This is a genomic window from Kitasatospora sp. NPDC001175, assembly GCF_053598215.1.
This window is the reverse complement of sequence record NZ_JBSFJU010000057.1, coordinates 1-13,573: the sequence shown is the minus strand read 5'-3', so window position 1 is coordinate 13,573 and position 13,573 is coordinate 1. Positions and strand designations below refer to the sequence as shown.

At 74.4% G+C, this 13,573-nt stretch carries 12 protein-coding genes and 2 pseudogenes; 3 read left to right on the top strand and 11 right to left on the bottom strand.

Annotated features, from left to right (window positions below; translation table 11 throughout):
- Nucleotides 1-53: 53 nt before the first annotated feature.
- Nucleotides 54-1,142, top strand: a complete 1,089-nt coding sequence (locus ACWDAK_RS30670) for a phosphotransferase (protein WP_344639169.1) — start codon at nt 54-56, stop codon at nt 1,140-1,142.
- 174 nt (nt 1,143-1,316) lie between these two features.
- Here ACWDAK_RS30670 and ACWDAK_RS30665 read toward each other — a convergent pair whose 3' ends face one another.
- The 4 genes from ACWDAK_RS30665 to ACWDAK_RS30650 form a co-directional block, all read right to left on the bottom strand.
- On the bottom strand, nt 1,317-3,152 hold the full coding sequence (locus ACWDAK_RS30665) for a protein kinase domain-containing protein (RefSeq protein WP_344639168.1): 1,836 nt from the start codon (nt 3,150-3,152) through the stop codon (nt 1,317-1,319).
- Nucleotides 3,153-3,262: 110 nt separating this feature from the next.
- Nucleotides 3,263-4,801 carry a protein kinase domain-containing protein gene (locus ACWDAK_RS30660; RefSeq protein ID WP_344639245.1) on the bottom strand — a complete coding sequence of 513 codons (1,539 nt, stop codon included), beginning with the start codon at nt 4,799-4,801 and terminating at the stop codon, nt 3,263-3,265.
- Between the two features lie 364 nt (nt 4,802-5,165).
- On the bottom strand, nt 5,166-5,789 hold the full coding sequence (locus ACWDAK_RS30655) for a bacterial proteasome activator family protein (protein ID WP_344639167.1): 624 nt from the start codon (nt 5,787-5,789) through the stop codon (nt 5,166-5,168).
- 158 nt (nt 5,790-5,947) lie between these two features.
- The gene (locus tag ACWDAK_RS30650; RefSeq protein ID WP_344639166.1) at nt 5,948-6,853 is read right to left on the bottom strand and encodes a hypothetical protein; all 906 of its coding nucleotides are present in this window, start codon (nt 6,851-6,853) and stop codon (nt 5,948-5,950) included.
- 403 nt (nt 6,854-7,256) lie between these two features.
- Here ACWDAK_RS30650 and ACWDAK_RS30645 point away from each other — a divergent pair, with 403 nt between their 5' ends.
- Nucleotides 7,257-7,532, top strand: a complete 276-nt coding sequence (locus tag ACWDAK_RS30645) for a hypothetical protein (protein WP_427395414.1) — start codon at nt 7,257-7,259, stop codon at nt 7,530-7,532.
- Nucleotides 7,533-8,111 carry an ATP-grasp domain-containing protein gene (locus ACWDAK_RS30640; RefSeq protein ID WP_427395423.1) on the top strand — a complete coding sequence of 193 codons (579 nt, stop codon included), beginning with the start codon at nt 7,533-7,535 and terminating at the stop codon, nt 8,109-8,111. It abuts the gene before it with no gap.
- A gap of 105 nt (nt 8,112-8,216) precedes the next feature.
- On the opposite strand, the gene ACWDAK_RS30635 is transcribed toward ACWDAK_RS30640, so the two are convergent.
- The 7 genes and pseudogenes from ACWDAK_RS30635 to ACWDAK_RS30605 all read right to left on the bottom strand — a co-directional run.
- Nucleotides 8,217-9,194 carry an NAD(P)H-quinone oxidoreductase gene (locus tag ACWDAK_RS30635; RefSeq protein ID WP_344639164.1) on the bottom strand — a complete coding sequence of 326 codons (978 nt, stop codon included), beginning with the start codon at nt 9,192-9,194 and terminating at the stop codon, nt 8,217-8,219.
- Between the two features lie 115 nt (nt 9,195-9,309).
- Nucleotides 9,310-10,593 (bottom strand): molybdopterin molybdotransferase MoeA, encoded by a 1,284-nt coding sequence (locus ACWDAK_RS30630; RefSeq protein ID WP_427395422.1) that lies wholly within the window; start codon nt 10,591-10,593, stop codon nt 9,310-9,312.
- A 5-nt stretch (nt 10,594-10,598) separates the two neighbouring features.
- Nucleotides 10,599-10,895: a DUF6457 domain-containing protein gene (locus ACWDAK_RS30625; protein WP_425557791.1), complete on the bottom strand. Its 297-nt coding sequence runs from the start codon at nt 10,893-10,895 to the stop codon at nt 10,599-10,601.
- A 178-nt stretch (nt 10,896-11,073) separates the two neighbouring features.
- Nucleotides 11,074-11,637 (bottom strand): annotated as a pseudogene (gene mobA / locus ACWDAK_RS30620) (molybdenum cofactor guanylyltransferase); the annotation flags it as partial.
- A gap of 33 nt (nt 11,638-11,670) precedes the next feature.
- Nucleotides 11,671-12,639: an MBL fold metallo-hydrolase gene (locus ACWDAK_RS30615; protein WP_344639163.1), complete on the bottom strand. Its 969-nt coding sequence runs from the start codon at nt 12,637-12,639 to the stop codon at nt 11,671-11,673.
- A 194-nt stretch (nt 12,640-12,833) separates the two neighbouring features.
- Nucleotides 12,834-13,220 carry an EamA family transporter gene (locus tag ACWDAK_RS30610; protein ID WP_344639162.1) on the bottom strand — a complete coding sequence of 129 codons (387 nt, stop codon included), beginning with the start codon at nt 13,218-13,220 and terminating at the stop codon, nt 12,834-12,836.
- Between the two features lie 95 nt (nt 13,221-13,315).
- Nucleotides 13,316-13,573: pseudogene (locus ACWDAK_RS30605) on the bottom strand (dolichol-phosphate mannosyltransferase); the annotation flags it as partial.

Genomic DNA, 13,573 nt, shown 5'->3' with positions numbered 1-13,573 from the left:
ACTCCCAACACAATGTCAAGTACCTGTGTAGGACTTCATTACGCTCCTGTTCCGTGACAACGCAAGGCCAGATCATCGTGTGCGCGCCGCCTCGCCCGGACCGCACCGCACCCCCCTTCGGCACCCTCAGCCCCCCGGTCGCACACGAGGACGCGACCGGGGTGCTGCGTTCCTACCGGCTCGGCAGGCCCAGCGAGATACGGCCGGTGGCCGAAGGGCTGCTCAACCGGGGCTACCGGATCACCACCGGATCCGGCCGCTACTTCCTCAAGTGCTACGTCGACCACGTCACCGCCACCCGCACCGCGATCACCGCCCAGCACCGCGCCACCCGTGACCTGCACGCCCTCGGACTGCCCACCCCGCCGCCGCTGCCGGCCCTCGGCGGCCGGACCGTGACCTCCTACGGTGGGCGGCTGTTCGCCCTCTACCCCTGGGTCGTCGGCAGGCACCGGCACGGCACCGACCTGAGCTGTGAGCAGTCCGCCGAGCTCGGCGCGCTGCTCGCGCGGATCCACGGCGCACTCAAGGAAGTCTGCGCCCCCGTACGGCAGCCCGCCGGGCACGCCACCGCCGACCCGGCCGAGACCGTACGGCTGGTCGGCGAGCTGCGCCGCCGGATCGCCCGTGCCGAGTCCTACGACCCCTTCGACGAGCTCGCCGAACAGCACCTGGCCGAACGGCTGGAACTGGTCGCCCTCTACCGGCACCGACGGCCCGCAGCGGAGACGGCCCCGCCGACCGGGTGGACCCACGGCGACTTCCACGGCCTCAACCTGCTCTACCGCGGCGAGCGGCCGGCGGCCGTCCTGGACTGGGACAAGCTCGGCGTCCGGCCGCAGGCCGAGGAGGCCGTACGGGCCGCCACCCTGATCTTCAACGACCGGAAGACCGGTGTCCTCGACCTCGTCCGGGTCCGCCGCTACTCCCAGGCGTACCGGGCCTACGGCGCCGCTTCCCCGGCCCAACTGGCCGCCGCCGTGCACCGGGTGTGGTGGGAACGCCTCAACGACCTCTGGATGCTCCAGTGGCACTACCAGCGCGGTGACCACCGCGCCGACCCGCTCTTCCCCGCCTCGGCCGGCCAACTCGCCTGGTGGTGCCAGGAGTACGAACAGATCCTGGACACCTTCACCAACTGACCGTCCGCAGAAGCCTCGGAGCCCCGCTCGATCAACTGCGTGCGCGCACCGAAGGCACCCGCCCGCACTCGCCCCCAGAAGCACGTTGCACCGCCCGACCACGAGGCCGAGCGGTGCAACGTGCCAGGCGGGCTTGGCCGGAGACCGGGAAACCCTCCCCCTGCCCCGGAAGACTCAGGGGGTCGTGCCCGTGCCCCCGCCCGAGCCACCGGGACCCTTGCCGGGGTCCGGCGGGGTGCTCTGGCCGCCGGAGGAGCTGGGGCCGGGGTTCGGCTTGCTGTGCGTGGGGGCCGGCGAGTCGGTCGGCGAGTCCACCGGCGGGGTGACCGGTGCCGAGGCCGATGCCGACGGGGCCGGCGACATGGAGGCCCCGGCGGAGTGCCCGGGCGTCGGCGACGGCGGCCAGTTGTCCTGCGTCTCCGGCGGCTGCGAGCTGCGGCCCGGGTTGGTGTTGCCGCCCGGGTTGCGGCTCGGCAGGGTCACCGGCGACGACGTGTCGGCCGTCGGGGCCGGCTCCGCGGACTGGCTCTGCGACGTGTCGGGCTTGGGCGACTTCTTGTCGTAGTCGTGCGTCTTGGTGGTCGGGCTCAGCGCCATCGCGGCACCGATCGCCACCACCGTCAGCAGCACCACGAGCCCGCCCAGCAGCGCCCACGGCTTGCGCTTGCGCCCGCCGTCCTCGTCGCCGTAGCCGTCGTCGTAACCGCCGTGCCCGCCGTCGTACGAACCGCCCTGGTACTGGCCGGCCGGGGTGTTGTACTGCGCGGCGGCCGGGTACGGCAGCATCGCCGTCTGGTCGTTCGGGGTACCGGCGGCAACACCCGGCCCGTCGACCGAACCCAGCGGCTTGGTGACGGCGGTGGCACCGGCCGACCCGTCGCCGTAGCCCTGGTAGCCGCCCGAACCGCCGTGGCCCGGAGCGCCGGGAACGATGGCGGTCGGCCCGGTCGCGAACCCCGCACCGGCCGCGCTGTGCATCTCCCGCAGGGCGTGCTGGAGGTGGGCCCGGAACTCGTCCGCGCTCTGGTAGCGGTCGTCCGGGTCCTTGGCCAGCGAGCGCAGCACCAGATCGTCGAGTTGGGCGGACACCCGGCCGTTGGCCTGCGAGGGCGGCACCGGCATGTCCTGGACGTGCTGGTAGACCACTGAGAGCGGGGTGTCGCCGGTGAACGGCGGACGGAGCGTCAGCAGCTCGTAGAGCATGCAGCCGGCCGCGTACAGGTCCGACCGGTGGTCGACCGGCTTGCCCAGGGCCTGTTCCGGCGACAGGTACTGCGGAGTGCCCATCACCATGCCGGTCTGGGTCATGGTGGTGGCGCCGCCGGTCAGCGCGCGGGCGATGCCGAAGTCCATCACCTTGACCGCGCCGGTGCTGGTGATGATGACGTTGGCGGGCTTGATGTCGCGGTGCACGATGCCGTTGCGGTGGCTGTAGGCGAGCGCCTCCAGCACCCCGGCGGTGATGATCAACGCCTGGTCGACCGGCGGCGCCTCCTCGTCGATCAGGAGCTCGCGGACGGTGCGGCCCTCGACCAGCTCCATCACGATGTACGGGGTCGAGTCCCCCGCGAGCTCCTCCTCGCCGGTGTCGTACACCGAGACGATCGAGTGGTGGTTGAGTGCCGCGACCGCGTGCGCCTCGCGGGTGAAGCGCAGCCGGGCCACATCGTCCTGGGCCAGCTCGGAGCGGAGCAGCTTCACCGCGACGGTCCGGCCGAGCCGTACGTCCTGTGCGGCGTAGACCTCCGCCATGCCGCCCCGGCCGAGCCGGTGGGTGACGCGGTAGCGGCCGTCGCCGAGGGTGCCCAGCGGGGCCGCGGTGCCACGGCTCGGGGTGAACGTCTGGTCGGCCGGCAGCAGCGGTGTCTCGTCCGCCTCCGGGCCGGCATCCGGCAGCTGGGGTGTCTGCTGGGTGCTCTCGTCCGCGTACCTCCGGCCGCCGGAACCGTGGCCACCGGCACCCTGAGCGCGCTCCGCCTCGCCGTCTCCCGGCTGCTGTGTCTGTGCCATCACTCCTCGCCCCGGGCTGTCGCTCGGTGCGCGGTCGCCCTTCGGTTACGTCCTCCGAACGCTACCGCTTCGCCGCGCCGAGCGTGGAACCGCAGGCCTGGCAATGCGGTTCAGAACGTACCGTTCCGACCCTGATCGAGTTGGACCACGGACAGTGACCGAGCACCGGTCGTGTCGAAGTTCGAAATCTTCTGCTTCTCCTTCTTGGCCGCCACGATACCGACGATGATCACGGCCAGCACGATCAGGCCGACGATCACGCCGATCACCACCAGCGCCGTCCCGCAGCCGTTGCCGCTGCTGTTGTTCGCCGGACGCGGCGCGAACGGCTGCGGCTGCGGGGCCGGGAAGGGCTGCGGCGTGGGCGCCACCTGCTGCGGGAACGACGGCGGGGTCTGCGCCTGCTGCGGGAACGGCGGCGGGGTCTGCGCCTGCTGCGGGAACGGCGGCGGGGTCTGCGCCTGCTGCGGGAACGGCGTCGGCGTGCCGTACTGCGGCGGGAAGGGCGCCGGCGTCTGCTGGAACCCCTGGGCCGGCTGCTGGTGCGGCGGCGCCTGGGGGAACGGCTGCGGCGTCTGCGGCGTCTGCTGATACGGAGGCTGCGGTCCCGGCGGGGTCCGCGGGCCCGGCGGGAAGGAGGGCTGCTGCTGGTACTGCGGCTGCACCTGCGGGAAGTTGGCCATCGAGGGCGTGGCGCTCACCGAGCGCGGCCCCTCGCTGATCACCAGCGGGGTGCTCGCCTGGAGCGGCGTGCCGCCCTGCGTCCCGGAGGCGATCCGCTCGACCTCGGCGCGCATCGCCTCCGCGCTCGGGAACCGGTGCGCCGGATCCTTGCGCAGCGCCCGGGCCACCAGCTCGTCCACTGCGGGCGTCACCGCCCGGTTCACCGTGGACGGCGCCGGGGGCTCCTCCTGCACGTGCTTGTACGCGATCGAGAAGGCGGTGTCCCCGTCGAACGGCAGACTTCCGGTGAGCAGCTCGAAGAGCATGCAGCCCACCGAGTACAGGTCGGAGCGCGCGTCCACGCTCTTGCCGAGCGCCTGCTCGGGCGAGAGGTACTGCGGGGTGCCGACCACCATGCCGGTCTGGGTCATCGAGGTCACGTCGGACTGCAGCGCACGCGCGATGCCGAAGTCCATCACCTTGACGACGCCCTTGGTGCTGACCATGACGTTGCCCGGCTTGATGTCGCGGTGCACCAGGCCCTGGTCGTGCGAGGCGTCCAGCGCCGACAGCACGGCGGCGGTCATCTTCAGCGCCTGCTCGACGGGCATCGCGCCGTACTGCGCGATCGCGTCGTTGAGCACGTCGCGCAGCGACTTGCCCTCGACGTACTCCATGACGATGTACGGGGTCACCGAGCCGTCCGGGCCGATGTCCTCACCGCTGTCGAAGACCGAGACGATGTTGATGTGCTGGAGCTTGGCGACCGCCTGCGCCTCGCGACGGAACCGCAGCTTGAAGGAGTCCTCGCGGCCGAGCTCGGTGTGCAGCGTCTTCACCGCGACCTGGCGGTCCAGCACCGTGTCGTGCGCCAGGTGCACGGCGGCCATGCCGCCCTGGCCGAGCGGGCGCTGCAGCACGTACCGGCCGCGTCCCAGAGAGGATCCCACCGCAGGCCCGCCCGTCGCGGTGCCGTCCTCGCTCATGGTCATCCACTCCCCCTCGGCGCGTCGGTCCGCAGCCGTGTCGTCTCGTCCGGGCCCCGGGGCCCGCCGGTCGGCGGCCAGGGCCGACAACAGGGGTCAGAGTAGCGGCAAAACACCACGGCTTCGGGCCGGGGGCACATCGGGCGGCGGCCGGTTGCCATGGGGTGCGCACCGAGCCCGGCCCGGGCGGAGGGCGCCCAGTACCGCTCCGCGATCCCGCACCTGCGAGACGGCGTGACCCCGCGGGCGGGCCGGTCGGGCGGCTCCGCCTCGGTCACGCCAGGCCGGTCGCGCGGTTCCCCGCGCCGCTGCCGGGCGTGCTCCCGGGCGGAGCCCGCCGACGAGAAGGCCTGGGCGAGAAGGCCTAGAGGTACGGGCCCGAGCGGATGCCGCGTCCGGGCACGGACTCCTCGTCCTCCGGCTCCATGCCGTGGCTGCCCGGCGGCAGTGCCCGTCGCATCTGCTCCAGCTGTGCCCGCGCGGCCATCTGCTGCGCGAACAGCGCGGTCTGGATCCCGTGGAACAGGCCCTCCAGCCAGCCCACCAGCTGGGCCTGGGCGATCCGCAGCTCGGCCTCGGTGGGGATGGAGTCCTCGGTGAAGGGCAGCGAGAGCCGCTCCAGCTCCTCGACCAGCTCGGGGGCCAGCCCCAGTTCCAGTTCCTTGATCGAGCTGGCGTGGATGTCCTTCAGCCGGGCACGGCTGGCCTCGTCCAGAGGCGCCGCCCTGACCTCCTCGAGCAGCTGCTTGATCATGCTGCCGATGCGCATGACCTTGGCCGGCTGCTCGACCATCTCGGTCACCGGAAGCTCCCGGGACTCCGCGCTCGCACCCTCGCCGTCGCCGAACCGGCCCGCGAGAGGGCCGGGGACCGCGCCGATGGGCAGCCCGTCCGGGCCGACGATCAACACCTTCGCGCCCTCGTCCGCTCCCTGGGCCGCCGCCTGGTACGACTCCGACTGCGACCGTTCGTTCATCGGCTTCGTCATAGCTCCTTCATATGCTTCGGGCGGCGAGGGGGTCAACTGACCGACCATGATGCCCCGCCAGGACCGGCCACCCGCCACCCCGCCCCCACCCCGCTGACCACCCGTCACCACCCCGGCGCCAGAACGATCCCGCCCCATCGGCCGCGGTGGCCGTACCCTCAGCGCCCGCGCAGCCGCAGTCCGATCAGCGCCAGTCCGCATCCGATCATGGTCAGCCCGGCTCCGAGCGGGAACTGGAGGTTGGACGGGTCCGTCCACCGGATCGGCCCGGACAGCCCGCCGGCGCCCTGCGCCTGGGCGTGCGCCGTGGCCGGGAGGCTCGTGCCGGCGGTCGGCGAGGGCTCATCGCCCGGCTCCGGGTCCTGCGGCCCGTCCTCCGGGGTGTCCCACCCGTACGGACCGTCGCCGTCATCCGGGCCGGGCCGGTGGGCGGGGGCGGGATGGCGCAGGCCGCCCCTGGCCCAGCGGTGCACCACCCATGGCGGTGCGCCGGGGGCACCGTCCCAGTACGTGCCCCACGGCCGGTCGCCGGAGCCGCCCGCGCCGTCGGACGCGCCGCCTCCGGAACCGTCCGCGGAGGGTGCGGCGCTCGGCTCGGCGGTCTTCCCGGTCTCCCCACCGGCTTGCGCACCGGCAGCACCCGCGGCACCGGCCGTTCCGCTCGGGGCGGTCGCTGGAGCGGAGCCGGCCGCGGACGGCACCGAGGGCGCCGGCGAGGCCCCGCCCGAAGGCGAGGCGGAGCGGCCCGGCACGGCTCCGGCCGGCTCCGCGGTCGGCCGGACGGCGCTCCCGGCGGGGGACGGCTCCGGCGGCGGAGCGGTACGGTGCCGGACCTCGGGCACACCGGCCCCGGCGGCGGCCAGCGCACCCGTCGGCCGTACCGGAGCCGCACCCATCGAAGCCGCCAGGGGGGCCGCACCACCGCCGACCGCCAGGGCCGGACCGGCCAGCAGCAGCGGAACGGCCACCCCGGCGGCGGCGACCGCCGCCCACCGGCGCGGCCCGGCGCAGCAGGGCGGCAGCGCGGCGCAGAGCGTGGAGAACGCGTTCGTTAGTGCGGCCACGGACGGAGGTCCTTCCGACGGCCGAGCGCGCTCGGGACGCGGTCGGCGGCGGGACAGCTCCGGACCAGCGTCACACATTCCGACATCTCAGGCATTTCGGACACCCCGATCACTTGGCGTCACCCACTACTTGGCGCCACCAGGGCCCACCGCACCACCCCGCCCGGCCGCCCGGCCTACCGCGGCCCGGTCCACGACCTCGAAGACCGCGACCGGCACGTCCGCGGCTGCGTCAACTGCCGCTTCCGCCAAGGGCGTCGGAGCCCACCCGGATGCCCTGATGACCCGTCAGCTGACGAACCGCCGTGACGTGCGAAGGCACCGGCCATCGGATCCGGCCCCCTGGCTGTCCGCCGGACACCGGACGGCTAGGGTGTCCGACCGACCGCACCAGGGGGCAGCGATGAGCGAAGCAGACGTCACGACGAGATCCCGGAACGACCGCGCCCGAGCCGGAGCGCTCCCGCCGGTGCTGGTGACCTCGGCCCAGCAGAGCGGCACCCGCGAGCTGCTGGTGCGGGCGGCCCTGGAGTCCGGCCTGGAGCACGTCGTACTGGAGGGGCCCGGGACCGTGGCGGCGATGGCCGGACGTGCCGTGCACTGGTACGGCGGACCGCTCGCGGCGGACCGGGTCGCCGCCCGCCTCGGCCTGGGGCTGCTGGAACCGGCGGACGCGTGACTGGCGGAGCTGCCCGAGGGGTTCACCGGTCGCCGGATCGAACTGACCACGCTCTCGGAGGCCTGGGCGGGCCGCCGCCCGATGTTCCTGAAGCCGCCCGGCGACAAGCAGTTCCCCGCCGCCGTCTACGCCGACGGCACCCGGCTGCCGCGCGGCGGGGAGCGGATCGGACCGGACACCCCGGTGCTCGTGTCGGAGGTGGTGACCTTCGCGGTCGAGTACCGCCTCTTCGTACTCGACGGACGGATCGCCACCGGCAGCCGCTACGCCCGCTACGGCCGGCTCGACGTCGCCGCACTGGAGCAGGACCCCGAGGAGCCGGCGGTGCGCGCGTTCGCCGAGGAGTTGCTGAGCTCCCGGCCCGGCACCGTGCCCAGCGCCGTGGTCATCGACGTCGGCCGCATCCAGGACCCGGACACCGGAGCGGAGCGGTGGGCCGTGGTCGAGGCCAACATGCCCTGGTTCGCGCACGGTTACGCGGCCCGGCCGAACCTGGTCCTCCCCGTCGTGCTCCGCTCCGCCGGGCCGCGGGACCAGGTCCTCGCCCGCGACCACCGCTTCCTGCGGCCGACCGCGTAGACCGGCCGGCGCCAGCGAGCACGGACGGCCCCGCGGCCGCAGGCGGCCCGGCCGCCTGCGCGGCGGTCCGCCGAGGAGCACCGCGCCACCGGCGCCGACCGCCGTTCATGCCTGGAGGACGACCTTGCCGACCTGCTCGCCCGCCTCGACCACCTGGTGGGCGGCGCCGGCGTCGGCCATCGGCAGCACCCGGTCGATCACGGGCTTGACCACACCGCTCTCGACCAGCGGCCAGACGTGCTCGCGCACGGCCGCGACGATCGCAGCCTTCTCCCCCAGCGGGCGGCCGCGCAGGTTGGTGGCGGCCACGGCGGCGCGCTTGCGCAGCAGGGTGTTGAGGTTGATCTCGCCCTTCACACCGCCCTGCAGGCCGATGATCACCAGACGGCCGTTGACCGCCAGCGCGTCCACGTTCCGCTGCAGGTACTTGGCGCCGATGATGTCCAGGATCACGTCCGCCCCGGCACCGTCGGTGGCCTCGCGCAGCGCCGCCACGAAGTCCTGTTCGCGGTAGTCGATCGTGATGTCCGCGCCCAGCTCCGCGCAGCGCGCCAGCTTCGCCGCGCTGCCCGCCGTCACCGCCACCCTGGCACCGACCGCCTTGCCCAGCTGGATCGCCATCGTGCCGATCCCGCTCGCACCGCCCTGCACCAACAGCGTCTCGCCGGGGCGCAGATGGGCCACCTGGAACACGTTGGACCAGACCGTGCAGACCGCCTCGGGCAGTGCGGCCGCCTCGATGGGGCTCAACCCCTTGGGCACCGGCAGCAGTTGACCGGCCGGCACCGCCACCCGCTGGGCGTGCCCGCCGCCGCTGAGCAGGGCGCACACCTCGTCCCCGACCGCCCAGCCCGCCACACCCGGGCCGAGCGCGACGATCCGTCCGGCGCACTCGAGACCGGGGTACGGAGACGAGCCCGGCGGCGGGTCGTAGAACCCCTGCCGCTGCAGCAGATCCGCTCGGTTGACGGCACTGGCCACCACCTCGACCAGCACCTCTCCCGCCGCGGGCACCGGGTCCGGCACCTCCGCCCAGGCCAGCACTTCCGGACCGCCGGGCTCAGGAATCGTGATCGCATACATGTCCCCGACGCTACCTCCCGGCCCGGGCACCCCGCCGCCCATCCGGGCGGGTCACGGCAGGTGGCTGACGCGGATTCAGCCCGTTGCGCGCTGCCGGGACACCGCCGCTCGGCACCTACGGCGCTGCGAGCAGCTCCACCCGGGCACCAGCCGGGACACCGCCCGGCGGGACCACCACGAGTGCCTCGGCGAGCGCCAGGCCCCGGAGCATCGCGGGACCATCGAAGGCCAGCGGCACCACACCCCGGTCGGTACGGACCACCGGCAGCAGCCGGGTGTCCGCCGGATGCCCGGGAAAGTCCCTCGCCGTGACGGCCGACCGGGGGGTGTCGGGCGCACGGCCCAAGAGGGCGTGCAGCAGCGGCAGGGCGAGTGTGACCGTCCCCGCGACGGCTGCCAGCGGATTGCCGGGCAGGCCCACCAGGTGCCGTCCGCCGGGGAGTTCGGCCAGCAGCATCGGATGCCCGGGGCGGACCGCGACACCGTCGACCAGCAGCCGCGCCCCGACCGCCGCCAGCGCCTCGTGCAGGAAATCCACCGGCCCGGCCGCGGTACCGCCCGTGGTGACCACGACGTCGGCGGCCGAGAACCGCACGGCGTCCCGGAGCAGTCCGAAGTCGTCCCCGACCCGGCGCACCCCGGTCACCTCCGCCCCCGCCGCGGTCAGCCACGGCGGCAGCAGCGGGCCGAGCGCGTCCCGGACCCGTCCGTCCGCCGGAATCCCCGAGTCGAGCAACTCGTCCCCGAGCAGCAGCAGTTCGACGGTGGGACGACGGTGCACGGCGAGCCGGTCGTGGCCGCAGGCGGCGGCCAACCCGAGTACCGCGGGGGTGACGGGCGTACCCGCGGGCAGCAGCGGCTCGTCCCTTCGGCACTCCTGGCCGCGCGGCCGGACGTCCTGCCCGGGCGCCAGGTCGTACAGCGGGTGCAGCAGGCCGCGGTCGACCCGGCCGTGCTCCCGGCGCAGCACCCCGGTGGCACCGGCCGGGACCCGCGCCCCGGTCGCGATCTCCACGGCCTCGCCGTCGGCGAGCGTGCCAGGGTGCCGTTCCCCGGACCGGTCCGCGGCGTCCGAGGTGTCCGGAGCCTCGCGACGGCCCGCCGGATCGCCTGCCAGGATCCGGCCCGAGGTACGCCAGGGGCCGGGGCCGGCGACCGCCCAGCCGTCCATCGCCGAGGTGTCGAAGGCGGGCAGGTCGGTGAGCGCGGCCAGCGGCGCCGCCAGGGTGCTGCCGAGGGCCTCGGCGAGTGGGACCTCCACCTCGGGCAGGGGCCCGTGCACCGCCAGCCGGGCCACCCGGCGTGCCTGCGGCCACCCGCTGCGGCTCAGCGGCGCGGTTCCCGCCCTGGCGCCGCTTCCCGTCCGCTCCGTACCGGCCGCCCCGGGCGCATCGGTCAGCGCGTTCACGCCGACCCCGTCCCCGGTCCGCCGCCCGCCTCGGCGGAGGCCTCCTGCGCGGCCGCGGCCCAGCGCTCGGCCAGCGCGGCGGTCCGGGCACCGGCCTCGGCAACGGCCTGCGGCCCACCACCCTGCTGGGCGGCGGCGTAGCCGATCAGGAAGGTGGTCAGCGGGGCCGCCGGACGGTCCACGCCGTGCGCGACCACCCGGGCGAGGTCCAGCAGGCCGCGTACGTCCACCTCCAGGTCGATCCCCAGCTCGGTGCTGACTTCCGCGATCCAGTCATCCAGCGTGCGCTCCATAGGGCCCATGCTGCCCGATCCGGCGCCCACCGGGCCCGTCGGCAGGTGAGGATCGCGAGTCGTTTCGCTCACCACCGCCCCTGACCGCCGGTGAGCCACTGGCGCACCGGCGGCCGGCGCTCCGCCCGGGCGCACGGAGGAGCCCCTTCAGTACTCACCCGTCCGGCGCCCGCTCCGCGCGCTCCCGCGCCCGGGCCAGCTCCTCCCAGGTGTCGCAGTCGTGGGACGCGCCCCGCCGGTCGGCCAGCCGTACCAGGTCCAGCGGGGCGAGCAGGCGGCGCAGCGGCAGCCCGTCCGGATCGCCCAGGCCGGCGAGCGTGCGTCGCAGCGCGGCGGTGCGGTACGCGGCGGCCAGCGGCTGGTCGCGGCCCTCGGCGTCGACCAGCAGCGCACCCTCGCAGCCGCTCCCCTCCAGCGCGGCGAGCAGCCGGCGGACGGTCGGCGGGTCGAGGAACGGCAGGTCGGCGGCGAGCAGCAGGACGCGTTCGGCGGTGATCCGCCCGAGTCCGGCGGCGACGGCGGCGACCGGGCCGCCACCGGGCGGCTGCTCCCTGGTCCAGGTCACGCCGTCACGCACGGTGTCCCTGGGCGGGCCGACCACCACCGTGCTGCCGGCGCCGGCGCAGGCGGCGAGCACCCGGTCGAGCAGGGTCCGTCCGCCGACCTGGAGTGCCGGCTTGTCCACCCCGCCGAGTCTGCGGGCTGCACCCCCGGCCAGCACCAGCGCGTCGTACTCCGTCATGCCGCCAGTATCCGCCGCCGCCACCGCAGTTGCTCAGGGCTCGTCGACGATCTCCGCCTCGACGATCCCGGTCTCGTCGTGCCGCTCCGTGGCGACGGGCCCGACCGGCTCGCCGGTCTCCGGCGGGACCGCGGCGAGCCGGGCGATGTTGGCGGCCGCGCTGCGCTCCAGGAACGCCGGCAGCGTGAGGCCCCCGTGGCGTTCGTTGACCGCGGCGGCGAGGCCCTCGGGATCGTCGGGGTGCTCGGCGAGGGCGCGGTCGAAGTCCTGGAGGTACTCGCCGGTGAAGGCGAGCACCCTGATGGGGTCGTCGTCGTACCCGGGCGCACGGTGTCCGGCGATCACCCGGTCCACGTCCAAATCGGCGATCCGGGCCAGGTTGTGGGCCCAGTCCAGGCGCTGGGCCTCGTCGGTGTCGGCGGTCCAGACGTGGGTGCCGTGGTAGGCGTAGTCGCCCGCCACGACGGTACGGGCGCTGGGGACGTAGACGAGGGTGGATGCCTCGCAGTCGCTCTGGCCGAGGTTCAGGACCCGGATCAGCTGCCGGTCGACCATCAGCGGCTGCGGCAGCAGCGGCACGGGCAGCAGCGGGTGGTCGGGGATGTCGTCGCCGTACACCGGCTTCCACTCGGCGACCTTGGCGGCGGCGGTCCGGGCGATCGCCTCCACCACGGACGGCGCGGCCAGCAGCTGCGCCTTGGGGAAGAGCTTCAGCACCTCCTCGGCGCCGAAGTAGTGGTCGGGGTGCTGGTGCGTGACCACCACGGCCAGCAACTGGAGCTGCTTGCCCGCGACCCACTCGGCGAGCTCGCGTCCGGCGCTGCGGGTGAGCTGGGCGTCGATCAGGATCGCGGCCCGCTCACCCATGATCAGGGAGGAGGTCGCGAAGAAGCCGGCCTCCGGGCCGGTGAAGACCTCGATCCGGAGCGGACGGGCGGCTGGGGTCCCCGTGCCTCGGTCGGCCGGCTGGGCTCCGGTCTCGTCGGACGGGGACGGCGTCACTTCTGCTCCCTGGTCGGTGTGGCGGGCCCGGTCCGGGTCCCGTGCGGTACCAGCTTGGGAGCAGCGGCCGACGAATGCCGGGTAGGCGCGCCCAGGCGGGTGATCAACCACAGCACGCCAGTACGCCGCTCCCCCGGCCCGCGGACTCCCCCTCCCAGGCCCGCTGCGCACGGTACCCGGCGTTCACCGCCCTGTCAGGCGGATGACCGCTCCGACGGTGTCCGCACCGGCTCCGGCCCCGCCGCCTCGACCGGCTCCCCCGCCGGCCGGCGCCGCGCCACAACCGGCAGCACGCCCTGGGCCACGGCCACGCCGAGCAGCACCACCAGGGTGAAGGGGGCGACGTTCACCAGCGGCGCGGTCACCGCCGAGTGCCCCCAGACCTCCTTGCCGCGCGGCAGCCGCTGTCCGGTGGCGGCCAGGACGGCCAGCAGGGTCACCGCACCGGTCGCCAGCCGCGCCAGTGCCACGTATCCGGGCGGCATCACCTGGACCGCGATTTCGACGAAGAGGAAACTGCTGCCCCAGATCAGGGCGAGCAGCAGCAGAGCGTCCCACCATCGGGCGTCGGGTTCGGTCATGGCCGCACCCTAGGGGCGGGACGCTTCGCCGCCGGGCGAACTGTCCGCCGTCCCGGCAGGACGGGACGGCCGCGTCAACTCGGCTCGGCCGAGGGTTACTTCTTCTTTCCGGTGAGCTGCTGGAGGCGGGTCTCGACGCCCCAGGCGGTGACCCGCAGCAGGGCCTCGACGACGATGTTGCGGCTCATCTTGGAGGCGCCCAGCTCGCGCTCGATGAAGGTGATCGGGACCTCGGTGACCTTGAAGCCCGCCTTGACCGCGCGCCAGGCGAGGTCGACCTGGAAGCAGTAGCCGGCCGAGGCGACCTGGTCCATGCCCAGACCCAGCAGGGTCTCCTTGCGGAAGGCGCGGTA

Excerpts from the sequence above, each read along its gene's own strand:
- ACWDAK_RS30665 (WP_344639168.1), bottom strand. The coding sequence starts at position 3,152 with ATGGCACAGACACAGCAGCCGGGAGACGGCGAGGCGGAGCGCGCTCAG.
- ACWDAK_RS30660 (WP_344639245.1), bottom strand. The coding sequence starts at position 4,801 with ATGAGCGAGGACGGCACCGCGACGGGCGGGCCTGCGGTGGGATCCTCT.
- ACWDAK_RS30655 (WP_344639167.1), bottom strand. The coding sequence starts at position 5,789 with ATGACGAAGCCGATGAACGAACGGTCGCAGTCGGAGTCGTACCAGGCG.
- ACWDAK_RS30645 (WP_427395414.1), top strand. The coding sequence starts at position 7,257 with ATGAGCGAAGCAGACGTCACGACGAGATCCCGGAACGACCGCGCCCGA.
- ACWDAK_RS30635 (WP_344639164.1), bottom strand. The coding sequence starts at position 9,194 with ATGTATGCGATCACGATTCCTGAGCCCGGCGGTCCGGAAGTGCTGGCC.
- ACWDAK_RS30625 (WP_425557791.1), bottom strand. The coding sequence starts at position 10,895 with ATGGAGCGCACGCTGGATGACTGGATCGCGGAAGTCAGCACCGAGCTG.
- ACWDAK_RS30610 (WP_344639162.1), bottom strand. The coding sequence starts at position 13,220 with ATGACCGAACCCGACGCCCGATGGTGGGACGCTCTGCTGCTGCTCGCC.